Here is a 22,970-nt window from a genome sequence, read left to right as displayed (position 1 = left end):
GGTCCGACCCGGACTCACGCGTTCTGTTCGACGTAGACGAAGTCCTCAGAGGTGGGGTTGCGGAACTTCCCGCCCTCGGCGATGTAGTCGTCGCCGGACTCCCGCAGCCTCTTGACGAAGAGCGGGCAGATCGCCACGACGGTCTCGCCCTTCTCCCGCGCATCGGCGAGCGCTTCGGAGACGAGGACCTTCGACAGCCCCCGGCCGCCGAACTTCTCGTCGACGACGGTGTGGTAGAAGATCCGTTCGTTGTCGTCGTTCTCACCGACGAGGTAGTGGGCGCGACCGGCGACCTCACCGTCGGCGACCTTGATGACGTACGCGAGGCCAGGCTCGTCGAGTTCGACGGTGACGGCCTCGCCCTTGGAGTCCGTGAGGTTCTCGTTCATCGCTGGTGCTCCTTCTTCTCTGCACTGGTGGGGATCTCTCGGTGCAGCCATGCTGCAGGTGGGGTCATACTACGCGGTGGTCGACGCTTCGGTGTCGGTCGTGGAGCCCTCCTCGGGTCCGCCTTGGACGTGCGGTGGCGGATTCCTTCGCGCCCGGATCTCCACGTCGGGCAGGGTCGGCGCGGGCAGCCGCCCGAGCCCCTCGGCGTTCCGGCCGGGGCCGCCCTGTCCGACGTAGCCCTCGACGACGCCGAACCTGTCACTGCCGGACTCCCATTCGCGCCGGTACTCGACGATCTCCTCATGGGAGCGTCCGACGAAGTTCCACCACATGACGATCTCCTCGGTGAAGGGCTCCCCGCCGAGGAGAACGATTCGTGCCGGATCCTCGCCGAGGTTGGCGATCCGCATCTCCGTCAGCCCGGTCCCCGTGTAGCCGATCCCGGCCCGCGGCACCGGCACGTTCTCGACGGCGACCTCGCCGGCGTCGACGAGCACACCATGTTCGAAGTCGGGGTTGACGGGCAGGTCGATGCTCGCACCCGGGTCGAGTCGGAACTCGGCTCCGAGCAGCGGAGTATGCGTCGTCACGGGTGAGGACTGTCCCCACAGGTCGCCGAGGAAGACGAGGAACTCGCCTCCGTCGAAGCTCTGCGCCTGCGGCGCATAGTGCTCGAATTCGCGTTCAGGCTGGTGTCGGGAGGTCTCGGGCAGGGCCAGCCACAGCTGGACTCCGTGCAGGGTCGTGGTGTCGTCGGTCGAGACCTCGGAGTGGCAGATCCCGCGACCTGCGGTCATGAGGTTGACCTCGCCGGGGAGGACGAGGCCCGCGTTGCCGCCGGAGTCGATGTGCTGGATGGCACCATCGAAGAGCCAGCTCACCGTCTGCAGACCCGTGTGCGGGTGCGGGGCCACATCCATGCCGCCGGAGCCGGAGACGTCATCGGGGCCGTAGTGGTCGACGAAGCACCACGGACCGATGAGCGAGCGCTGACGCTGCGGCAGGGTCCGGTGGACGGTCATCGCCCGCGGTCCGCCCAGCGGCACGTCGCGGGCGGTGATGATCTCGACCGGGGCCCGACCGTGCTGGTCGCATTCGGGGCCCGGCAGACCACCGGATCGGCACACCACCTGGTCGGGAAGGGTCTCAGCATTGCTCATGGCGGCCTACCTCTCTCACCGAACCGCGGCGACAGGTGGGGTTGTCTGCGCCGAATGCGATCCGAGTCGTTGCTCGTTCAACCATTCCATAGTTGTATGGTTGCGTCCAGGGGGCGGCCCCGCGCCCCCGCTCGCAGAGAGGGAGACCGATGCGAACGCCCATTCCCGACTACCTCGAAGAGATCCTCGAAGCACTTCGCTCTGAGGACAACGGCGCAGTGGCCGACTACATTCCCGCCCTTGCCGCCGCCGACCCTGACCGCTTCGCCGTGGCCGTGACCACCGTCGAAGGCCGCACGTACACCGCCGGCGACAGCGATGTCGAGTTCTCCATCCAGTCGATGTCGAAGCCCTTCGCCTACGCCGCGGCGATCGCCGATCGCGGTGTCGACGTCGTCGACGCCCACGTCGGCGTCGAGCCCTCGGGCGCGGCCTTCAACATGCTCTCCCTCGAAGAGGGCACGTATCGTCCGAAGAATCCGATGATCAACGCCGGTGCCCTGACCGCGCACAGTCTCCTCGTCGGGGCCGGGGCCTCCCGGGACGAGCGGGTCGAGCGCGCCCTCGAGTTTTTCTCCGCCTTAGCCGGGCGGCAGCTGAGCATCGACGAGGAGGTCTACCGCTCCGAGCTCGAGACCGCTGATCGCAACCTCGCGATCGCGCACATGCTCCGCAGCTATGGCATCCTCGACGACGACCCGCATGAGATCGTCGACGGCTACACCGCGCAGTGTTCGATCCTCGTCACCGTAGGCGACATCGCGACGATGTCGGCGACGCTCGCCGCCGGAGGCACCCACCCGATCACGGGTGAGCGGGTCATCGCCCCCGGCGCGGCCCGACAGACCCTGTCGGCGATGGCTGCGGCCGGGATGTACGATTCGGCGGGCACGTGGTTCACCGAGGTCGGCATCCCCGCTAAGAGCGGTGTCGCCGGCGGCCTCCTCGGCGCCCTGCCGGGTCAGATCGGCATCGGCTCCCTCTCCCCGCGCCTCGACGAGCACGGCAATAGCGTGCGCGGGATCAAGCTCTTCCGCCGGATGTCGAAGGACATGGGATTCCACCTCATGGAGACCGAACCGACGGGCACACGGGCGGTCCGCGACGTCCGCACCGACGGCGAGGCGACGATCGTCGACCTCCAGGGGGCGATCAACTTCAGCAGCGCCGAATCGATCCTCCACTCACTCGAGCAGGACGCGCCGAGCACCGGCACCGTCGTCATCGACGTCTCCCGCGTCGACGGCTTCACCGACGTCGGCCGTCGGATGGTCCTCGAGGGGATGCGCAGGCTCAGCCTCGACGGACTCACGGTGGGTCTGGCCGACCCCGAGGGGAAGCTGCCGGATCCGGATCTCGGGGACGGCACCTACCCGTTCGACGCGACCGGGTCCGCCCCGGACTGACGACTCCCCCGCCGAGGCGGGCATGAGCACTGCCCGACCCCGCACGGACGATGGGGGCTCAGTTCCGCTCGGCCGCCTCGGCGATGTGATCGGACGGCTGGATCGGCCTGATCTTGCTCACGAGGGAGAACAGCTCGTCGGCCTCTGAGGCGGTGAGCCCGGAGAATCCGGCGAAGATGATCTCCGCGTTCGTCTGCGCCGATTCCTCGCGCAGCTTCCGGCCCGCCTCGGTGAGTTCGACGAGGACCCCGCGCTGATCCTCGGGGTCGGGGCTCTGGATGACGAGCCTGCGGGCCTCGAGCCGGCGCAGCAGACGGCTGAGCGCACTGCGGCTGAGGACCATCGAACGCAGGAGGTCGCGGTGGCGGATCTGCTCGTCCGGCGGGGTGTTGATCAGGGTGTCGAACTCATTGAGAGTGAGGTTGTGGCGGTCGCGGAACCCGATCTCGAACTGCTGCATGAAGTCCTGGTGCTTCTCCATCATCAGTCGCCAGGTTGCGAGCTGGATGGGCGCGATCCGCTTGAGGATGCTGCTCACCGGTGTGGTCTCGTTCATCGGTCGCCTCCCCGTCCTGCGGCGACGAGGCCGCACGAGAGTCGGGATCGGCGGGGTGCGGGGACCATGGCGACTCCTCCTGAGATGACGGTGAAGGCTGATGCGACGAGGAGTACGCCCCAGAGTCTGCGATGACCTGGCAAGTGAACTCTTCCCGACTTTTGTTGCCCTGACAACAATTTCATTGTTCAATGGAACTGTCCAGAGTTCCCACGGACCCGTTTCGCGGCAACACTGGCATCTCCCCTCGGAGTGCGCCCGGATGCATCCCCGCAGCTTCCCCATCCCGGGCTGTTCGTGCGGTGCCCATGGGCACCGCACGACTGAGGTTCTCATCCTATCCCGCGCCGAGGCGCTGCTTTCCCGTCCGTTTCCGTGCGGTTGCCGTTCGGCGGCAGTGCGATCGCCGAAGTCCCATTCACCGGGAATCCGCGACCGGAAGCGCCTGATCCATTCGGCCCGCACACGCACGGCCGCCTCGGCGGGGAACTCGATCCCTCGCCGAGGCGGCCGTCCGTTTCAGTGCGATCTGACCGCGGTGCTATGCCCTGACGCGCTCAGACTCGGAGTCCGCCGCGGCTGCGCGCGCCTTCCTTCGGGCCCGCAGGCCGAGGAGGACGTCGACGGCGAGGAAGACGACGAGACTGAGCCCGACGAGCGGAAGGAACCAGGCCACCGCTGCACCGACGACGACGACCGACGCAATGCCCCACCACGGGGCGCGGGCGATGGCTCCCCTGGCAGGGGCGACGCCGAAGCGGCGCGAGGGATCGTGCTTGGGTCGGCGCTGCCACCACATGACGTAACCCCAGACGACCATCGCGGCGATGCCGACAGCGAGGACGAAGAGGCCGATCTGGTTGGCGAGGCCGAAGAGCATGCCCATGTGGAAGAAGATCCCCCAGTGGGTGAGCTTCGCCGGGATGCTGTAGTCCTCGAAGTCGAGGCGGTCGACGATCTCCATCGTGTTGGGGTCGATCGCCACGGAGTCGACCTCCGAGGGGACGCTGCGCTGAAGCTCGCGGACCCTCCACGCGGTGTTCGCATCGGTGGGCGGGTTGATCTCGACGATGCTCGTGTTGACGTTGACCTTCTGCGCCATGCCGAGGATCATGTCGAAGTCCTCCGGTGCAGGCTTCGCGGCAGGTGCTGCCGCAGAGTCCCCGGAGGCACCGTGGCCTTCGTGACCGCCACCGGAACCGCCGCTCTCTGCGGCAGAGGAGTCGAGTTCCCGCGACAGCGACGGTGACCCCCACCCGAGGGCTTCGCGGACCTTGTCGACGTTCGCACCGGCCAGCTGCGACCAGGTGATGCCGGTCGCGGAGAGGAAGAGCATGCCGATCGCGGCCCACACGCCCACCGAGGCGTGCCAGGAGAAGGTGCGGCGCAGACCCTTGCGCTTGTTGCTCGGGCGCAGCATCGTCGAGAGCTTCTTCGTCGTCTTCGCCCGCATGAACCAGAGGATCAGGCCCACCACGACGACGACGCCGAGCCATGAGGCGGCGAGTTCGCTGTAGAACTCGCCGGGTGCGCCGAGGTTGAGGTTGATGTGGAGCTGGTCGATCCACTTCCGCAGCGGAAGCGCACCTTCGGAGCTGAACGACGTGAGGTCACCCTGCACCTCGGCGGTGGCGGGGTCGATGAAGATCGCACGGGACTCGTTCTCCCCGAGGGTGGGATCGTCATAGAGCACCCGGGTCGTCGCGCCCGGCTCAGGCGCCGGGAGCACGGCCTTGAGGGTCTCGGTTCCCCCGGTGAAGGCCTCGGCCGCTGTGACCTGGTCGGCCAGAGGCAGGGCGGGCCCCGTCGAGTTCGCGTAGAGCTCGTCAGCGTAGATGAGCTTCTCGAGCTGCGGGCTGAGCGCGTAGAGCGCACCGGTCACCGCCGCGGTGAAGATGAAGGGACCGATGAAGATGCCGGCGTAGAAGTGGAGTCGGCGCAGCAGCGCCGAGAACCACCCGGATCGCTTCGCCGCCGCTTGTGCGGGCTGGTCGCGGACAAGGATCCGGCGCGCCGGGACGGAGTCGGAAGACGACTGTGCCGACGCGTCGGCGTCGGCGCCCGAACGTTCGGGCAGGGATGATGACGGTGAGGTCATGATCAGGCTTTCTGTGTCGTGGTGTCGGCCGCAGGCGCGTTCGGGCGCACTGACGGCGCGCTCGGCGGACGAGGGCGCGGTCGAGCCGCAGCATCGGTGGAGTCTCAGCCGAGCTGGTGAAGATGAAGTAAGTCAGAAAGCCGGGTGCGGGGGCCCGCGCCGAAGCACAGGAGAGCGGAGGATCGTGAGCGCGTGCGGCGCGAGGACGGTGATCGCGACGGTGAGGCGCGGACGCTCCGGGAGCGGCCGGATCGTCACGAGGACGGGGACGATGGCGTCGATGACGCGGCGGGCGAATTCGCTCAGCCGCGCCGGCAGCGCCTCAGCCCAGTAGATGACCGCGATCGTGACGATCCCGGCGATGACGTGCATGAGCATCATCTGCGGCGACGCATGCGAGTGCATCATCGCCCCGGACCCGCCCATCGACGACATCGACGCCATCGCCGAGCCCGGGTCGTGGCCCATCCCGGCATGCTGCATCGCCTGGCGGTCGAGCGCCGTCATCGGGCCGGTCATCGTGTGCGTGGGCGTGAAGACGGAGAAGAGGGAGTGGAAGAGGGTCTGGCTGATCCCCACCGAGACGGACAGCCGCGGCAGGGAGAGCTTGCGGCCGGCCAGGAGGACGCAGACGAGGGCGGACAGGGCGAGTGGAACGGCGATGCCCATGAGGGTGGGCATCGACCCGCCGCCGAGGATGTGGGAAGTGAGCGCAATAAAGGTCGCGAAGACGGCGGCAGCAGCGCCGCGTCGGGCCCGTCGGCCCCGCATCTCCGGTTTCACGCCCACTATTGTCACATGATCGGAAGGCTGCTTTCGGCCGTTTCCGCAACCTGCGGCAATGAGCCCTGTACCCGGCGGAGGGATGGGTGCGGTGACCCTGTGAGGAGGAGGTGCCCCTCCTCACGGGAGGGTCACCGGGCGCTCGCTGTCCTCATGAGACCGCTGCGATTCGCCGGCCGGACCATCCAGAGCACCGCGTAGACACTGCCGCCGATCACCGCCGTGAGGATCGGCCCCCACGTGGTTCCGATCCCGGCCAGTGCCGGTGCCACCGTTCCCAGCTGCAGCATCGTAAGCCCCGTCGCCGTGGCTGCGATCCATGCGATGAGTCCGTTGCTGTTGAACGCCTTGTAGTGGGCGTCCGCGATTGCCGCATGTTCCTGATGCGCACCACGATCGACGAGGATGTGGACGACGGCGATCGCCACCCATGCCGTCACCAGCACGCCCTGCCACGCGAGGGCGAGCAGCAGGTATTCGACGATGGGAAGGAGCATGAGGAGGAAGATGATCACAGCCGTGAGGATCACCCAGACGACGTTCGGCATGCGGATCTTCAGGACCGCCTCCCCGAAAGCTCGCAGATTGGCGGTGCCGAGGTAGTAGTTCGCCGTGTTGATCCGCGTCTGGGAGACGATGATGACGATGAGACCGAACACACCCATGAGCCCGACGACACCGCCTGCCAGGCCGGTCTCCGAGACCTCGATGCCGGGGATGGTGAAGGTGAGGAAGATGCCCACGAAGGCGGAGAAGCCGAAGGCCAGCACGTAGAACAGGTAGCCGAAGGTGACGTTCTGATGGAATCTCGCGTCTCTCCGCCTTCCCAGCGCTGCGAAGTCCATCGTGAACATCATCATGATCCAGATTCCCATGTAGCCGGAGAATGCGGCCAACCATCCGGGTCCGCCCATCGCCAGGGTGACAGGCGGTTCGGGCATCTGGGTCAGCCATCGGTCGCCGAAGCCGTAGACGACTCCGGCCCAGATCACGGCGGCGACGAGGCCGAAGAAGTAGATCGGCATCAGCCAGCCGTTGAGCTTGTCGATGAATCGTCTGGCACCGCCGAGGATGAGCGGAGTCGAATACGCGACGACGATGAGACTCCACATCCAGAACGGACCCCCGAACGCCGCCGTGAACGCGTAGGCGACGATCGAGCCTTCGAAGACCGCGTAGTAGATGGCGACAAGTGCGAAGATGATCGTGGCGATCGAGGACCCCGCCGTCCCGAGTATCGTGCGGGAGAACTTGGCCACCGTCGTCCGGTTGTCGATGGCGTACTTGGTGAGCACGCGGTTGATCAGCCCATAGGATGCGATGACGAGAATGAGTCCGATGACGGCGTTGACCGTCCCATAGGCCACGGCCATGGCAGCGCCGATGTAGACGAAGAAGAATGCACTGGCGACTCCGTACCACGCCATGGCCAGAGAACCACGCGACATCTGGTCGTCATCGTTGCCTTCTCTGGCGAGCGCATCGGTTGCTTCGACATCGTCATTGCTGCCGGTGAGATCGATATTCACAGTGTTTACCTCCATTGGTGAACAGGCATGGCAGAGCTCAGCGGGCACGACAGTGCTCGGCTGGGGGTGCGCAGTCGATGCGCAGCGAAACGTGTGTCGACCGGAGTCGTCGACGGGGCTCAGTGCGGGATGATCACCGCCAGAGTGCGGCGAGCGCCTCCTTGTACTCCTTCCGGGCCGCCAAGGCCTCGTCCATCGTCACTTCGACGAAGCGGGTTGTCGTGCCTGGTGTCGCACGGGCGACGAGGTCCATGTCGGCGCTGATGACGGTGGCGACCATCGCGTACCCGCCACCGGAGACGGCATCGCGGTGGAGCACGATCGGCTGGGTGCCGCCCGGGATCTGAATCGACCCCACGGCGTAGCCGGCATCGACGATGTTCGACGGATCCGACCCTGCGCCGAAGGGCTGGACCCGGTCGACCCATTCGACGCCGGGCCCCGAGTACCGCAGCCCGGCACGGTCGGCGACGGGGGTGAGCTGCCATTCCTCCTCGACGAGGTTGGCCTTGCCCTTCTCGGTGAGCCTGAAATCGTAGAGACCCATGAGGATCCGCACGTTCTGCTGCTTGTCGAACGACGGGCGGGCGTCTTCTGCGACGACGGTCTTCACAGGGGCCTGCCCGGTGCCCGCACCGATGGGCAGCCGATCCCCGGCTTCGAGCTTGCGGCCCTGGAACCCGCCCATCTGGCCAAGAGGGTAGGTCGACCGCGACCCGAGGACGAGCGGGACGTCGATGCCCCCGTGGACCGCGATGTAGAACCGAGCGCCCGAGCGGAGCATGCCGAACTCGACCGTGCCCCCGGCTGGAACCTGCAGCGTCTGCCACGTCGGCGCCGGTTCCCCGTTGATCCTCACGTCGATGTCGCCACCGGTCACGGCGATCGTCGCGGCCTCGTCGAAGCGCAGGTTCGCTCCCATGTAAGTGCATTCGAGGACAGCATCGTCCGCCGAATTCCCGACGAGCATGTTCGCTGCCTGCGAGGAGTAGTTGTCGAGCGATCCGCCCTGCGGCAGACCGACGTTGTAGTACCCGAATCGGCCCTGATCCTGGACCGTCGTCGACAGGCCCGGGGTGAGCACTTCGACCGTCGAAGCCTTCTGCTCGCTCATGCCAATGCCTCCAGCAGTTCGTCGTTGTAGGCCGGTCCCTCGGACAGTGCCCGCTCCAGGTCGAAGGTGACGGGAGCCTGTCGGAACGAATAGGTGTTCGCGTCGACCTGCTCCTGGATCTCGTAGTACTCCGCTTCGTCGATGGGACGGAAGCGGACGATGTCACCGGGCCTGAAGAAGATCATGAAGTCGGCGAAGTCCGGCCCCTTCTGTTCGGGCTCGAAGATCGGTGCCGCGGCGATGCCGAACATCTGGTAGCCGCCGGCCCCGCGCACGGAGTACAGCGCGCAGAAGCAGCCGCCGTGTCCGATCGTCAGCTTCGGAGTGTCGGTGCGCGGAGCAAGGTACTTGGGCACCTCGAGCTGATGGTCACGGTCGACGAGCTGGTACATGAAGGGCAGACCGGCGACGAAGCCGACCATCGTCACCAGCCAGGGCGATGAGTGGTGGGCCTCGATGAAGGCCTCCGGGCTGTCCATTCCGTTGACCGCGGCGGCGTAGTCGAGGTCGGTGCCGGACGGGTCCTGATGGTAGCCTTCCCGGAAACGCTCGACCACCTCGGCGGTGAAGGGATCGGAGTACCACACGGGCACTTCGACGATCCGGGTCTCGAGGGTGGTGGTGTCCGAATGGACGACCGATTCCTCGATCTCGCGGACGATGCCCTCAAGGGTTGCCGGGTCGATGACATCGGGATCGAAGCGGATGAGCAGAGAGGCGTTGGCGGGGCAGAGTTCGATGATGCCGGGGACGTCTCCGTTCTCGATCCGTTCGCCCAGCGTCCTCGCGATGAGCATGGCGCGGAAGTTGGCCTGCAGGCTCATCTCCTCCGAGACTTCGACGAAGAGGAATTCGTCGCCCCCGAAGGTGTACCTGGCCGGTCCGAGTTCGATGGTGGTGCTCACAGTTCCTCCCAGAGGCTCTCGGTGTTCTCGACGAACGTCGAATAGTGGTCCATGGCCGCGAATTCGTCGCGTGAGATGAGGACTCGCAGCAGCGGGATCGTCGTCTTCACTCCCTCGATCTCGATCTCGTCGAGGGCGCGTGCCATCTTCGCGATCGCCTGCGCACGATCCGGGGCGTGGACGATGAGTTTGGCGAGCATCGAGTCGTAGAACGGAGCGACGACGCCACCAGCGGCGAATCCCGAGTCGATGCGCACGCCGTCGCCTTCCGGCCAGCGCAGTTCGGTGATCGTGCCCGGAGAGGGCATGAACCCGTTCGCCGGGTCCTCGGCATTGAGGCGGACTTCGATCGCATGTCCGTCGAAGCTCACGTCGTCCTGGGAGATCGACAGCCCTCGCCCCTCGGCGATGCGCAGCTGTTCGGCGACGATGTCGACGCCGGTGACGAACTCGGTGACGGGGTGTTCGACCTGCAGGCGGGTGTTCATCTCGATGAAGGCCGCGGTGTGGTGGGCAGGATCGTAGAGGAACTCGACGGTGCCCGCACCCTTGTATCCCGATCGACGGGCCAGTTCGACCGAGGAGTCGCGGATGACCTTCCGGACATCGTCGGGGATCTCCGGTGCCTGGGCTTCCTCGATCATCTTCTGCTGGCGGCGCTGCATCGAGCAGTCACGGTCGCCGAGGTGGATGTACCTCTCCCCGTCACCGAGCACCTGCACTTCGACGTGACGGGCGCGGGTGACGAAGCGTTCGAGGTAGAGGGAGTCGTCACCGAAGGCGGCGGCCGCCTCTGCGCGGGCGATGTCGATGGTCCCCGCAAGCTGATCCTGCGTTTCGACGAGCCGGATGCCGCGTCCTCCACCCCCTGCGGAGGCCTTGACCACGAGAGGGAAGCCGATCTCTGCGGCGATGGCCTCGATATCGGCGTCCTCCGGCAGAGCGCCCTCAGTCCCGGCCAACGTGGGCACTCCCGCCTCGACGGCGGCAGCGCGGGCGGCGGCCTTGTTGCCCATCAGTCGGATCGTCTCCGGGTCCGGGCCGACCCAGATGATGCCGGAGTCGATGACCATCTGGGCGAAATCGGCGTTCTCGGAGAGGAATCCGAACCCGGGGTGGACGGCGTCGGCACCGGAGTTCTTCGCTGCCTCGAGCATGGCCTCCTTGTTGAGGTAGGAGGCCGCCGCCGGTGCGGGGCCGACGCGGGCGAGCGCATCGGCCATGCCCGCCGCGAGGGATTCCGTGTCCGCATCGCTGACTGCCAGGGTCGTGCGGATGCCGAGGCGCTGCGCCGTGCGGATGATCCGCACAGCGATCTCGCCGCGGTTGGCGATGAAGAGGTGGTCCATGACGATCTCAGGCTTCGTCGATCGTGGCGATGACATCACCGGGATTGACCATGCCCTCGTCCTCCGCGCTGAAGGAGACGATGGTGCCGGCGGTATCGGCTTTGACTTCGGTGAACTGCTTCATGATCTCGACGATCCCGATCGTCTGACCGGCCTCGACCGAGTCGCCGACCTTGACGAAATCGGCTTTGCCGGGAGCGGGTTTGCGGTAGAAGACACCGGGCATGGGAGAGATGATGTCGGCCATTGCTGGTCCTGCTTTCTGGAGTGGTGGGTGGAGAGGGATGGGTGAAGAGGAGAAGGATATGCGAGGACCGGTTCAGCGCTCTGCGTCGTCGATGGCGGCCCGGACGGCACGCACCACCTCGGCGGCATTGGACGGATCGGAGTGCACGCACACGCTGTCGAAGTCGACGGTGAGGTCCGTTCCGTCCGTGGCCCTGATCGTTCCGATCGTCATCGCCGAGGTGACCCGCGCGGCGGCGTCGGCAGGCACGGCGGGCTTCGGCGACCGTTCGATGACGAGCTTGCCGTCTGAGTCGTAGCCGAGGTCGACGTAGAGCTCTGCGACGAAGGGGACACCGAGTTCGTCGCACACGGATTTGTGAGCGGTGTTCGCCAGACCGAAGATCGGGACTCCATGGACGAGTGCGACGCGAGCGACTGCGGCCATGAGCTCAGGGTCGCGGCCGACCATGCCGTACAGGGCGCCGTGGGGCTTGATGTGGTTGAGCGGCAGGTCGTGTCGGTCGAGGAACGCCGCGAGAGCACCGACCTGATAGGTGACGATGTCTTCGACTTCGGCAGGACTGAGCACCATGGCACGACGCCCGAAACCTGCGAGGTCGGGCAGCCCGGGGTGGGCGCCGACCTTGACGTCGTTCTCAGCGGCGAGCTCGACGGTGGTGTTCATGATGTGGGGATCGGCAGCGTGGAAACCGCAGGCGACATTGGCGACGTCGATGAGCGTCATCAGCTCAGAATCGTTGCCGAAAGCGTGCAGTCCGATTCCTTCGCCCAGATCAGCGTTGATTGTCTTGGTCATCGGATACCTCCTGGCTCAACTCTAGGAGGAGCAGCTGTGACGTGCGCCACGAAAATGATGAAATCTCCGACCAATTATTGTGCACTCTGCACAGTGGTCGTAGATTCAGCCCATGAGAATTCTCGATCTCATCTCGGATCCGCTGCTTCGCCTCGAGCTGGCGACACCATCCTCGCAGGAGAGTCTGCACACGGCGATCAGCTCCGCCGTGGCAACCGAGTCCATCGATCCGGCGGCCTATCTCAGTCCGGGAACTCTCGTCCTCACAACCGGCATGGCCCTCAACTTCGACGACCCCCGCATCTGGGACGGCTACGTCGAACGCCTCAAGTCAGTGGGCACTGCGGCCCTGGCGTTCGGTGAGGGCAAACCGCACAGCACAGTACCGAAGGGTCTGCACGACGCGGCCGCCGCTCATGACTTCCCCATTCTCGTCGTCCCCACAGACGTGCCGTTCCTCCACCTGCAGAACCTCGTCCTCAGAGCACTCGCCGAGGAGGAGTACCAGGCGGCCCACCAGGCGTGGTCGATCGCCGAGGAATGCACTCGCTTCGCCGCGGAAGGCCTCGAGTTCGCGCCGCTGCTCGAACACGTCGCATCCCGTGTCGGATGCATTCTGCGGGTCGTCGACGATGAGGGCGCGGTATTCACAGGGACCGATCGGCTGCCGTGGTCCCAACACGCCGAGGGGAAAGACACCGCATCACCGCAGTTGGCCCTGCCGCTCAACATCGGGGAGGACGAACAGTGGCACCTGCACTGCATCCTCGACAGCGAAACGGCGGGCGCCTCCGGTCCGAACTCGGCACCCGCGTCCTACTCCACTAGCAGTCTGCGGATCACCCTCACCCCCGCCGCAGCGGTGCTCGGCATGGTGCTCGCCCGAAGCCTGAGCACAGGCTTCCGCCGCAGCGAGAAGTCCGATGCCCTGCTTGCCGCGCTTCGTCAGACGGACAGGCACGCACAGGAGGAGATCACCTCGGCCCTCGACAGCCTGGGAGTCGCAGACCCGGCAGGCATCCGCATGCTCAGCATCCATGCCCGCAGCCCCATCCGCCTCCACCTGCTGTCCTGGCGGCTGATGCGGGTACTCAGCGAACACGTCGTGGTCTTTCCGGTCGAGACCGGCGAGGCGATGCTCCTGCTGCTCGTGCCCTTCGACAACGTCCGCTGGTCGGATCATCGTTCCTCCGGCACCCTGCCGGACCGGCCGTCGTTCACCGATCGGTCCGCCCAGCATCGGACGACTCGCGCGAGCCGACCAGACCTACCTCGATGAGATCGATCAGGTCGTCAACGCCTCCGCAGGGGACAGCGTGCTCATCGGCGAACCGGCAGCGGGTGCTCAGGCGCTGAGCCTCTTCACCGGTCTGTGCGCCGATCCCGACGCCCATCGACTCTCGCACGAGGGTGAGGCGAACGCTCACACCTCCGCGAACGGGGTGAGATATGTCGGCCCTCCGACGCTGCGCGACCTCGGCGCTCTCATCCCGCCAGCCTACGCCGGAGCCGTTGCGGATGCGCTACTCCGTCCGATCCTCGGCAGAGCGAACGCGAACGTCCTGCTCGAGTCGCTGGCCGCGTTCGTCGAATCACCGTCCGTGGCTCAGGCCGCCGAACGCCTGGGCGTGCACAGGAACACTGCCCGCGCCCACCGCAACGAACTCGAGGACGCCCTCGGCATCGACCTGTCGAGCGGGGAGGACCGCAGCATGTGCGCCGTTGCCCTGGCATTGCTCGACCGAACACGCTGAACTGAGTCGAGACCGACCTGTTTCGACCGAACCTCACCTGATGACCGGCTCGAGGGCCCCTGCCGAAGACCGAATCGAGGGCCTCTGACCGCCGAGCCCGGCCCCCGGGATCGCCGAGGGGTTGCGCTCGATTTGTGATCCTATAGGATATTGGAAATAGGAACTGGTTCGAGGGGGAACTGCGTGACCCGATTGTTCAATGACCCGAATGACTTCGTCGCGGAGATGACGCGCGGATTCGCACTGGCATCCTCACGGTGGATCCGCTCGGCACCCGGCGGCGTCGTGCGTGCGACGCGATCGGCGGAACCGACCGTGTCCGTCGTCATCGGCGGCGGCAGCGGCCACTACCCGGCCTTCTCCGGCCTCGTCGGCCCGGGCCTCGCCCACGGAGCGGCGATGGGCAACGTCTTCGCCTCACCGTCGACGAAGCAGATCGTCTCGATCGCCAAGGCCTGCGACCAGGGTCGCGGCGTCCTCTTCAGCTACGGCAACTACGCCGGAGACGTCCTCAACTTCGATCAGGCGGCACGCCGGCTGCGCGACGAGGGCATCGACGTGCGCACTGTCGTCGTCACCGACGACATCTTCAGCGCACCCGACTCCGAGATCGAGAAGCGCCGCGGCATCGCCGGGGACCTCACGGTCTTCAAGATCGCCGGCGCGGCCGCCGAAGCCGGCGCGGACCTGCCCGAGGTCGAACGCCTCGCCGCCGCCGCGAACGACCGCACCCGGTCGATCGGCGTCGCCTTCTCCGGCTGCACCCTGCCCGGCGCCGACGCACCCCTCTTCACCGTCCCCGAGGGCCGCATGGCCATCGGGTTGGGCATCCACGGTGAACCCGGCATCGACGAGGTCGCACTCCCGACCGCCGCCGAGCTCGCCGACCTCCTCGTCTCCCGCCTCCTCGCCGAAGCACCCGAAGCGCCGGGTCGCGTGGTCCCGATCCTCAACGGCCTCGGGGCGGTGAAGTACGAAGAGCTCTACCTCCTCTACGGACTCATCGACCCGCTGCTGCGCGAGGCCGGCCTTGAGGTCGTCACTCCTGAGGTCGGCGAGTTCTGCACGAGCTTCGACATGGCCGGCCTCTCCCTCACCCTGCTCTGGCTCGACGACGAACTCGAAACCCTCTGGACCACCCCCTGTTCGACGCCTGCCTTCTCCCGCGGCACGGTCGTCGGCGACCAGGTGCCCGCCCCACTTCCGGAGACCGTCTCCCCCGAGGCGCATCCCCAGGAGGCGGCGCACGGCGGGACCAGTCCCGACGCGGCTGGTCCCGCCGTCGCCCGTCCCGCCTCGGAGACGTCGCGTCGACTCGGACGCGAGGTCGCCTCCGTCCTCGCGACCATCGCCGCCCTCCTCGACGAATCCGCCGCGGAGCTCGGCCGCCTCGACAGCATCGCCGGCGACGGCGACCACGGGATCGGGATGCAGCGGGGCTCGCAGGCGGCGGCCCTCGAAGCCGCCTCGGCGAGCTCCCACGACCAGGGACCGGCGGTGATCCTCCGCACCGCCGGGGAGGCCTGGGCCGACGTCGGCGGCGGCACGTCCGGCGCGATCTGGGGGCGCATCCTCACAAGCCTCGCCACCGGCTTCGACGGCCTCGATGCCCCGACTCCATCCGACATCTCCCGGGCACTCGAGGCCACCGTCGCCGAGGTGCGGGCCTTCGGAGGCGTCGACGTCGGCGACAAGACCCTCCTCGACGCCCTCGCCCCGCTGGCCGCGGAGTTCTCCCGCGCCGTCGGCGACGCCGCCGCTCCCGACGAGGGAGCGCTCACGGTCTGCGCCGTCGCGGCGGAGCGCGCCGCCGAAGCGGCGACACGCGGGGCCGAGGGCACCGCCGACCTCGCCGCCCGCCGCGGTCGCGCCAGGGCACATGGCGAGAAGAGCGTGGGCACCCCCGACCCCGGTGCGATCTCGCTCGCCCGCATCGCCTCGGCGGTGGCAGACGAACTCACCGCCCGCACCGGTCTCGAACCGGCTCCCACCCCACCCTCACACCGCGAACGGAAGGCAGCCCGATCATGACACTGCGACTCGTCATCGGATCCGACGACGCCGGCTTCGACTACAAGGAGGCCATCAAGGCCGACCTCGCCGCCGACGAGCGGATCTCCTCGGTCACCGACGTCGGAGTCGACGCCGACTCCCACACCTTCTACCCGTCGATCGCGACGACCGCCGCTGAGATCGTCGCCCGCGGTGACGCGGACCGGGCGATCCTCATCTGCGGCACCGGCCTCGGGGTGGCGATTTCGGCGAACAAGGTTAAGGGCATCCGGGCGGCCACGGCGCACGACTCCTTCAGCGTCGAACGCTCCGTCCTCTCCAACGACGCCCAGGTCCTCTGCATGGGCCAACGCGTCATCGGCCTCGAACTCGCCCGCCGGCTCGCCCGCGAATGGCTCGGCTACACCTTCGACCCGACGAGCGCCTCGAACGACAAGGTCGCCCAGATCAGCGAATACGAGTCCCGCTGAGCGATGGCCGCCGCGACCACCGCTGCCACCCGCGCCGGAGGAGCGCTCACCGGCCCCGCAGGCGACTCCACCACTGACCCCACAGGTCCGACGCTGCCGGACCGGATCATCGGGACGAGCCTGAAGATGTACTTCTCGCACGCCCGGACCCTGGAGTGGGCCGCCGAGGTGAGCGAGCTCGGCCGCACGCATCCCGCCGTGACCTCGGGCGCCGCCGGACTCTTCCTCCTCCCCCAGTTCCCCTCGATCCCCGAATGCGTCGCGCTCGGCGGCCCCCTTCTCATCGGTGCCCAGGACGTCGCCACGGCCGACTCCGGGGCGTGGACGGGTGAGGTCTCGGCCTCGGTGCTCGCCGAACTCGGCTGCCGGTTCGCCGAGGTCGGGCACGCTGAGCGCCGCCGGCACTTCCACGAGACCGACGACGTCGTCAGCGCCAAGACCGCGGCGGCGCTGCGCCACGGACTCGTCCCCGTCCTCTGCGTCGGCGAAGAATCCTCAGTCTCCCCCGAGCAGGCCGCCGCCGAGGTGATGGTCCAGATCCGCTCCGCCCTGCCCCCGGCGAGCGCTGAGCTTCCCCGCCCGATGTCCGTCGTCCTCGCCTACGAACCGGTGTGGGCGATCGGGGCGCCTGCTCCCGCCGACCCCGAGCACATCACCGAGGTGTGCAGGCTCGTGCGCTCACGCACCCGCACCCACTTCCCCGCCCTCGACTTCCGCCTCATCTACGGCGGCAGCGCCCGCCCGGGACTCCTCACCCGGCTCGGCCCCGCCGTCGACGGACTCTTCCTCGGCCGGTTCGCCCACGAGACCGATTCCGTGCGGGAGATCCTCGATGAGGTCGCCGACGTCATTAAGCTGTCACCATGAATTCGCTCCCCGCCGTCCCCCGCCCCGACATCGAACGGCGAGGTCTGCGCGACCTCGTCTACGACCACATCCTCGAGATCCTCCTCACCGGGGAGATCTCCCCCGGCGAACGCGTGTCCATCGACGGTCTCGCGCGTCGCCTCGACGTCTCCCCGACCCCGGTCCGCGAAGCCCTCGTCGACCTCGAACGCACGGGCCTCGTCGTCAGGGAGGCGCTGCGCGGCTACCGGGTCGCTCCCCCACTCGACCGCGGGCAGCTCGAAGAGCTCTTCGTCGCCCGGGAGACCCTCGAGACCACCGCCACGCGACTCGCCACCCCCGCCGACGACGCCTTCCTCGAGGACCTGCGAGCCGCCCACGCCGAACACGAGCGGGCCGGTGCCCGCGTCCGGGAGGCGACGGCGGCCGCGGAGAGCGCAGCGGCCGACGACGAGGAGGCCCAGCACCGGCTCGTCGCCGCCGCCCAGGACTACTACGCGCGCGACCGCGCCTTCCATGGCGTCATCTTCGACCACTGCGACAACCGCTACCTCGTGCGGATGTCCGACGACCTCGGCGCGCAGGTCCACCGCCTCCGGCAGGCCCTGCCCCACGGCATCACCGACGTCGACGAAGCGGTGAGCGAGCACCGGGCCATCCTCGAGGCCTTCGCCTCCCCGGATCCTACCGCCCCCGAGGCGGCGATGCGCCACCACGTCCGCATGGTCGCCCACCGCGCCCTCGTCGAAGACCCCCAGCCACCGACCACCTGATCGTGAACTGCGAGGACCCATGATCCCCACCGAGCCGATGATCGCCTGCTGCATGCACGGCTTCCCTCCCGTCGACCGTGACGGCACCGCCCTCCACGAGGCAGGCCCCGAGGAGTGGTCGGACATGCTCGCGACCGTGGCGGGCCTCGGCTTCACCGCCCTCGAGATCGCCGACAGCCACATCCGGCCGGCCGACCTCAGTTCCGAGGGCCGGTCCGAGCTCGCCCGGGCGGCCGCCTCGGCGAGGATCGACTTCTCCGCCGTCCACGTCCAACGGCGCTCGGTCATCGACCCCGACCACGGCGAGGACAACCTCGACTACGCCCACCGCACCATCGACGCCGCCGCCGAACTCGGCTGCCGGGTCTTCTCCACCGGGCTCCACCAGCCCTTCACCGAGGCGCAGCGCCGGGCCCTGTGGTTCTGGACCGCCCCCGGCTGGCAGGATCCACCGGACCCTGAGGTCCGGACGCTCGCCGTCCGCCGCCTCCGGGAGCTCGGCCGCCATGCCGCCGAGGTGGGTCTGCCGATGTCGTTGGAGATGTACGAGGACACCTACCTCGGCACCGCCGACTCCGCCGTGCGCCTCATCGAGGAGATCGGTCTCGACACGGTCGGGCTCAACCCCGACATCGGCAACCTCATCCGCCTCCACCGCCCGATCGAGGACTGGCGGGAGATGCACGAGGCCACCCTGCCCTTCGCGAACTACTGGCACATGAAGAACTACCAGCGCGACGAAGCCGGCGACGGCGCGTGGGTGACGACCCACCCGACGACCCTCCGCGACGGCCTCATCGACTACCGCGCGATGGTCGCGCGCGCCCTCGACCTCGGGTTCGACGGACCGTTCCTCATGGAGCAGTACGGCGGCGACAGCCTCGGCGTGTGCGCGGAGAACCGCACGTATCTCCTCGGGCTGCTCCAGGGCCCCTCGCCCCGGAAGGACTCCGCAGCATGAGCGCACCGACGACACCCGGCCCCACGTTCCCCGACTCGCGCACCGCCGTGCTCACCGGGGTCGGCAGCGCCCACGGCATCGGCCGCCACACCGCGCACCGGCTCGCCGAGCACGGCTGGAACCTCGGGCTCATCGCCCGCCGCGCAGATGAGGCCCACACCCTCGCCGAGGAGCTCACCGCCACCCACGAGATCCAGGCCCTCGGTGCGGGCGTCGACGTCACCGACTCCGCGGCCATCGCCGAGGCGGCAGCCGCCTTCGAGGCGGGACTTCCGCAGATCGTCGCGCTCGCGAACTTCGCCGGCGTCTCCTCCTCGGTGACGTACTTCGAGATCTCCGAGGCGGAGTGGACCCGGGTCATCGCGAACAATCTCACCGCCACCCACCTCGTCACGCAGGCGTTCGGGCGGATTATGGCCGCCAACGGAGTGGGGCGCATCGTCGGTCTCTCCTCGGTCACGGCGCAGAAGGGCGGCGGAACGTACTCGAAGACCGCGTACGCGGCCGCCAAGGCCGGCATCGTCGGCCTCATGCGCGGTGTCGCCCTCGAACTCGGCCCCTTCGGGGTGACCGCGAACTCGATCTCCCCTGGCCCTGTCGATACCGACATCATGGGCGGGCCGCTCGACGACGAGCGCCGCGAGGCGATGGGATCGGCGACGCCGCTGGGACGGATCTCCGTGCCCGAGGACGTCTCCGCCACCGTCGAATTCCTCATCAGCGAAGGCGCAGGCCACATCACCGGTCAGACGCTGAGCATCAACGGCGGGCTCTACTTCCACTGATCCCCAGGAGGATCGATGACCGACCAGATCACCTTCCTCGGGCTCGGCGCGATCGGGCTGCCGATGGCGCTGCGCCTCCACGCCTCCGGCGCCGCGGTCACGGGCGTCGACCCGTTCCCCGAACCGCGGGAGCGCGCGGCGGCGGCCGGCCTGCCCGCCGAGGCGGAACCCCGGTCCGCGGCGTCCGCGGGCACGGTCATCGTCATGGTCGCCACCGGCGAGCAGCTCGACGCCGCCCTCAACGGGGACCCCGATGCGGGCGTTCCCGGTCTCCTCGACCTCATGGCGCCCGGAGCGGTGCTCATCGTCATGAGCACGGTCGGCCCCGAAGCGGTGAGAGCGGCCGGAGCACGTACGGCTGAGCGCGGGATCAGCACCCTCGACGTCCCCGTCACCGGCGGCATCGCCGGCGTGCAGGCAGGGACTCTGCGCATGCTCGCCTCCGGTCCGCCCGACGTCCTCGACTCCCGCCGGCCCGTGCTTCAGGCCCTCGGGACGATCATCGACTGCGGTGAGCGCCTCGGCGACGGCCAGGCGTACAAGGCAGTCAATCAGCTGCTCTGCTCGGTCCACATCGTCGCCGCCGCCGAGGCCCTGTCCCTGGCCGGACGGCTCGGCCTCGACGAGGAGTCCGTGCTCGCGGCGATGACCGCAGGCGCCGGACAGTCGTGGATGCTCGCCGACCGGGGGCCGCGCATGCTCGCCGGACTCGACGCCCCTGTGGCGAGCGCTGTGGGAATCTTCGTCAAGGACACCACCCTCGTCGCCGATCTGGCCGCCGACCTCGACATCGACCTCGCCCTGCTCCCCGTCGCCGCGCAGCGGTTCGCCGCCGCAGCCGAACTCGGGCTGGCCCGCCGTGACGACTCCCAGGTCATCCGCACCTACGATGCGTGAGCGGGATCAGCGTCCCGTCCACTCATAGTCCTCCTTGGCGATGAATGCCCGCACCGCCTCGTGGAAGTCCTCCGACCCGTAGATCCGCTCGACGACATCGGCATCGTCGATGCCCCCGCCGAGGTCGGAGAGACGTCGCACGATCTCCTTGACCGACCATATCGTCAGCGGGGCATGGCCCTTGAGCGTCGCCGCCCACTCCGCCGCCGTCGCGTCGACGTCGTCGGTGACGGTGCCGAGGAAGCCCGCGGTGAGGGCTTCGTCGGCGTCGATGAAGCGCGCGCGCAGGAGCATGTCGACGACCCGGCCGCGCCCGAGGAGGGCGATGAGGAGACCGAGGGTGTCCCCCGACAGGCAGTTGCCGAGCGTCCGCGCGATCGGCACGCCGAAGCGCGATCCCGGGGAGGCCAGGCGCAGGTCGGCGCACGCGGCGATCCCCAGCCCCCCGCCCACGCAGTACCCGTCGATGGCCGCGATGACGGGTACGTCGACCGCCCGGAGACAGGCGAGCACCTCGGAGATCCGGCGTTCGTAGGCGACGCCGGCGGGGCCGTCGAACTCGGTGAACTGGGCGATGTCGGTGCCCGCGACGAAGGCTCGCCCACCCGCCCCGCGGAGGACCATGACGCGCACCGCGGGGTCGGCGTCGACGGCGTCGCACGCCTCGGCGAGGCCCTGGTACATCTCCCAGGTCATCGCATTCCTCGCCTCTGGCCGGTTGAAGGTCACGGTGAGGACGCCGTCGTCCCGGTCGACGAGGAGGTCCTCCGTCCCGACTGCTGCGTGCTCGTTGCTCATGGTCGTGCTCCTTCGCTCATCGTCGCTCTCCCCATCATCGTGCAGGTGTCCGTGATCGTGCCGCCGCCGTGCGTGATCATTCCGCTGCCGTCCTTCCGCCGAGGTGCATCTCAGCGTCCCTTGAGTGCGGCGAGTTCCTCCGGGGTGAAACCGAGGTCGTCGAGCACTGCGTTGTCGGCGCCGAGCGACGGCCCGGCCGGGCCGCGTCGCGCCGGCGTGCGCGACATCCGCATCGGTGAGCCGATCTGCCGGACCGTGCCGGCGACCGGGTGCGCGGAGTCCCAGTAGAAGTCGCGCGCGAGGAGATGGTCGTCGGTGAAGACCTCCCCGTAGTCGCTGATCGGTGCGCACGGGACTCCGGCCTCGTTGAGCAGTCCGACGACCTCGTCGGTCGTCAGCTGCCCGGTCTTGTCCTCGATGAGGGCGATGAGCGCCTCCCTGTGCGTGAGCCGGTCATAGGACTGGGTGAACCGCGGGTCCTCGAGGAGGTCGTCGAGTCCGAGCGCCCGACAGAACCGCTCCCAGTTGCGCGGCGTGTTCGCCCCGACCGTGACGAAGCCGTCGGCGGAGTGCACGGCCTGGTAGGGGGCCTGGTTCTGGTGAGCCGACCCGTTCGGGCGCCCGATCCTGCCCTCGGTGAAGTAGGCGGCCGCCTCCCACACGGCGTAGGAGACGCCGCTCTCGAAGAGGGAGACGTCGATGTGCTGCCCCTGCCCCGAACGGTCCCGTTCGACGAGGGCGGCGGTGACGGCGAGAGCAACGTAGAGCGCCGAGGTGAGGTCGCAGATCGGGACCCCGACCTTGGCCGGGGGCGAATCGGGAAAGCCGGTGATGCTCATCAGCCCGCTGCGCGCCTGCGCCATGATGTCGAGTCCCGCGAGATCCGCGAGAGGACCGTCCTGGCCCCACCCGGAGGCGGAGGCGTAGATGATGCCGGGATTGCGCTCGCGCACGCTCTCGTACGAGGTTCCCAGACGGGCCATGACGCCGGGCCTCATGTTCTCGACGACGACGTCGGCGGTCTCGGCCAGGCGCATGAACGCCTCCCTGCCGATCGGGTCCTTGAGGTCGAGGGTGACGGACTCCTTGTTCCGGTTGAGGAGCATATGGGGCACGCTCTCGCCGTCGACGTACGGCCCGGTGCTGCGCGTCTGGTCGCCGCCATCGGGATTCTCGATCTTGATCACCCGGGCGCCGAGGTCGGCGAGCTGCATCGTCGCGAACGGTCCGGCCATGAACACGCCGAGTTCGAGCACCGTGACGCCGCTGAGAGCGCCCGGCGCGCGCGGTCCCGCGGACTCGTCGGGAGGTGTGTCTGCGCTCATGAGAACTCCTCTG

23 protein-coding genes are annotated in these 22,970 nt (G+C 68.2%); 10 read left to right on the top strand and 13 right to left on the bottom strand.

The genetic code is table 11. The features are described 5' to 3' along the window. Positions 1-14: 14 nt before the first annotated feature. Complete coding sequence (locus ACQ1RG_RS05530) at positions 15-389, bottom strand: GNAT family N-acetyltransferase (protein ID WP_009380084.1); 375 nt, start codon at positions 387-389, stop codon at positions 15-17. Positions 390-458: 69 nt separating this feature from the next. Beyond that, positions 459-1,550 (bottom strand): pirin family protein, encoded by a 1,092-nt coding sequence (locus ACQ1RG_RS05525; RefSeq protein WP_430600635.1) that lies wholly within the window; start codon positions 1,548-1,550, stop codon positions 459-461. 149 nt (positions 1,551-1,699) lie between these two features. On the opposite strand from ACQ1RG_RS05525, the gene ACQ1RG_RS05520 reads away from it, so the two are divergent. Then, positions 1,700-2,956: a glutaminase gene (locus ACQ1RG_RS05520; protein WP_430600634.1), complete on the top strand. Its 1,257-nt coding sequence runs from the start codon at positions 1,700-1,702 to the stop codon at positions 2,954-2,956. Positions 2,957-3,014: 58 nt separating this feature from the next. On the opposite strand, the gene ACQ1RG_RS05515 is transcribed toward ACQ1RG_RS05520, so the two are convergent. The 9 genes from ACQ1RG_RS05515 to pxpA form a co-directional block, all read right to left on the bottom strand. Beyond that, positions 3,015-3,512: a MarR family winged helix-turn-helix transcriptional regulator gene (locus ACQ1RG_RS05515; RefSeq protein ID WP_197932227.1), complete on the bottom strand. Its 498-nt coding sequence runs from the start codon at positions 3,510-3,512 to the stop codon at positions 3,015-3,017. Positions 3,513-4,053: 541 nt separating this feature from the next. After that, positions 4,054-5,610 carry a PepSY-associated TM helix domain-containing protein gene (locus ACQ1RG_RS05510; RefSeq protein ID WP_430600633.1) on the bottom strand — a complete coding sequence of 519 codons (1,557 nt, stop codon included), beginning with the start codon at positions 5,608-5,610 and terminating at the stop codon, positions 4,054-4,056. 132 nt (positions 5,611-5,742) lie between these two features. Further along, positions 5,743-6,393, bottom strand: coding sequence for a hypothetical protein (locus ACQ1RG_RS05505; protein ID WP_430600632.1), 651 nt, complete (start codon positions 6,391-6,393; stop codon positions 5,743-5,745). A 131-nt stretch (positions 6,394-6,524) separates the two neighbouring features. Continuing rightward, entirely contained in the window at positions 6,525-7,922 is a 1,398-nt protein-coding gene (locus ACQ1RG_RS05500) for a purine-cytosine permease family protein (RefSeq protein WP_236586926.1), read from the bottom strand. A gap of 133 nt (positions 7,923-8,055) precedes the next feature. Further along, on the bottom strand, positions 8,056-9,036 hold the full coding sequence (locus tag ACQ1RG_RS05495; protein ID WP_144588442.1) for a biotin-dependent carboxyltransferase family protein: 981 nt from the start codon (positions 9,034-9,036) through the stop codon (positions 8,056-8,058). After that, a complete protein-coding gene (locus tag ACQ1RG_RS05490) occupies positions 9,033-9,941 on the bottom strand; it encodes a 5-oxoprolinase subunit B family protein (protein ID WP_430600630.1) in 909 nt (302 codons plus the stop codon). Before ACQ1RG_RS05490 ends, ACQ1RG_RS05495 begins: the two co-directional genes overlap by 4 nt. Beyond that, positions 9,938-11,326 (bottom strand): acetyl-CoA carboxylase biotin carboxylase subunit, encoded by a 1,389-nt coding sequence (locus tag ACQ1RG_RS05485; protein ID WP_430600629.1) that lies wholly within the window; start codon positions 11,324-11,326, stop codon positions 9,938-9,940. The genes ACQ1RG_RS05490 and ACQ1RG_RS05485 overlap by 4 nt, the downstream gene beginning before the upstream one ends. Further along, positions 11,298-11,537 carry an acetyl-CoA carboxylase gene (locus ACQ1RG_RS05480; RefSeq protein WP_144588445.1) on the bottom strand — a complete coding sequence of 80 codons (240 nt, stop codon included), beginning with the start codon at positions 11,535-11,537 and terminating at the stop codon, positions 11,298-11,300. The genes ACQ1RG_RS05485 and ACQ1RG_RS05480 overlap by 29 nt, the downstream gene beginning before the upstream one ends. A 72-nt stretch (positions 11,538-11,609) precedes the next feature. Further along, on the bottom strand, positions 11,610-12,335 hold the full coding sequence (pxpA, locus tag ACQ1RG_RS05475; protein ID WP_430600628.1) for a 5-oxoprolinase subunit PxpA: 726 nt from the start codon (positions 12,333-12,335) through the stop codon (positions 11,610-11,612). 112 nt (positions 12,336-12,447) lie between these two features. On the opposite strand from pxpA, the gene ACQ1RG_RS05470 reads away from it, so the two are divergent. From ACQ1RG_RS05470 to ACQ1RG_RS05430, 9 genes are all read left to right on the top strand, one after another. Continuing rightward, entirely contained in the window at positions 12,448-13,614 is a 1,167-nt protein-coding gene (locus tag ACQ1RG_RS05470; RefSeq protein ID WP_430600627.1) for a PucR family transcriptional regulator ligand-binding domain-containing protein, read from the top strand. A 37-nt stretch (positions 13,615-13,651) separates the two neighbouring features. Beyond that, positions 13,652-14,089 (top strand): helix-turn-helix domain-containing protein, encoded by a 438-nt coding sequence (locus ACQ1RG_RS05465; protein WP_430600626.1) that lies wholly within the window; start codon positions 13,652-13,654, stop codon positions 14,087-14,089. A 225-nt stretch (positions 14,090-14,314) separates the two neighbouring features. Then, positions 14,315-16,120: a dihydroxyacetone kinase family protein gene (locus ACQ1RG_RS05460; RefSeq protein ID WP_430600625.1), complete on the top strand. Its 1,806-nt coding sequence runs from the start codon at positions 14,315-14,317 to the stop codon at positions 16,118-16,120. Further along, complete coding sequence (locus ACQ1RG_RS05455; RefSeq protein ID WP_009380091.1) at positions 16,117-16,572, top strand: ribose-5-phosphate isomerase; 456 nt, start codon at positions 16,117-16,119, stop codon at positions 16,570-16,572. Before ACQ1RG_RS05460 ends, ACQ1RG_RS05455 begins: the two co-directional genes overlap by 4 nt. Positions 16,573-16,575: 3 nt before the next feature. Next, entirely contained in the window at positions 16,576-17,439 is an 864-nt protein-coding gene (locus tag ACQ1RG_RS05450) for a triose-phosphate isomerase family protein (RefSeq protein WP_342474405.1), read from the top strand. Next, positions 17,436-18,191: a GntR family transcriptional regulator gene (locus ACQ1RG_RS05445; protein WP_009380093.1), complete on the top strand. Its 756-nt coding sequence runs from the start codon at positions 17,436-17,438 to the stop codon at positions 18,189-18,191. Before ACQ1RG_RS05450 ends, ACQ1RG_RS05445 begins: the two co-directional genes overlap by 4 nt. Before the next feature lie 19 nt (positions 18,192-18,210). After that, entirely contained in the window at positions 18,211-19,152 is a 942-nt protein-coding gene (locus ACQ1RG_RS05440) for a sugar phosphate isomerase/epimerase family protein (protein WP_009380094.1), read from the top strand. Then, entirely contained in the window at positions 19,149-19,937 is a 789-nt protein-coding gene (locus tag ACQ1RG_RS05435; protein WP_009380095.1) for an SDR family NAD(P)-dependent oxidoreductase, read from the top strand. The genes ACQ1RG_RS05440 and ACQ1RG_RS05435 overlap by 4 nt, the downstream gene beginning before the upstream one ends. Positions 19,938-19,952: 15 nt before the next feature. Further along, entirely contained in the window at positions 19,953-20,834 is an 882-nt protein-coding gene (locus ACQ1RG_RS05430; RefSeq protein WP_095375211.1) for an NAD(P)-dependent oxidoreductase, read from the top strand. A 6-nt stretch (positions 20,835-20,840) separates the two neighbouring features. On the opposite strand, the gene ACQ1RG_RS05425 is transcribed toward ACQ1RG_RS05430, so the two are convergent. Then, positions 20,841-21,632, bottom strand: coding sequence for an enoyl-CoA hydratase/isomerase family protein (locus tag ACQ1RG_RS05425; protein WP_119296968.1), 792 nt, complete (start codon positions 21,630-21,632; stop codon positions 20,841-20,843). 110 nt (positions 21,633-21,742) lie between these two features. Beyond that, positions 21,743-22,957, bottom strand: coding sequence for a CaiB/BaiF CoA transferase family protein (locus ACQ1RG_RS05420; RefSeq protein WP_119296969.1), 1,215 nt, complete (start codon positions 22,955-22,957; stop codon positions 21,743-21,745). Positions 22,958-22,970: the final 13 nt, after the last annotated feature.

The organism is Brevibacterium sp. K72, from assembly GCF_050562175.1.
GTDB classification, from domain to species: domain Bacteria; phylum Actinomycetota; class Actinomycetes; order Actinomycetales; family Brevibacteriaceae; genus Brevibacterium; species Brevibacterium casei.
The sequence above is the reverse complement of the archived record's forward strand: the minus strand, read 5'-3'. Positions and strand labels throughout refer to the sequence as shown.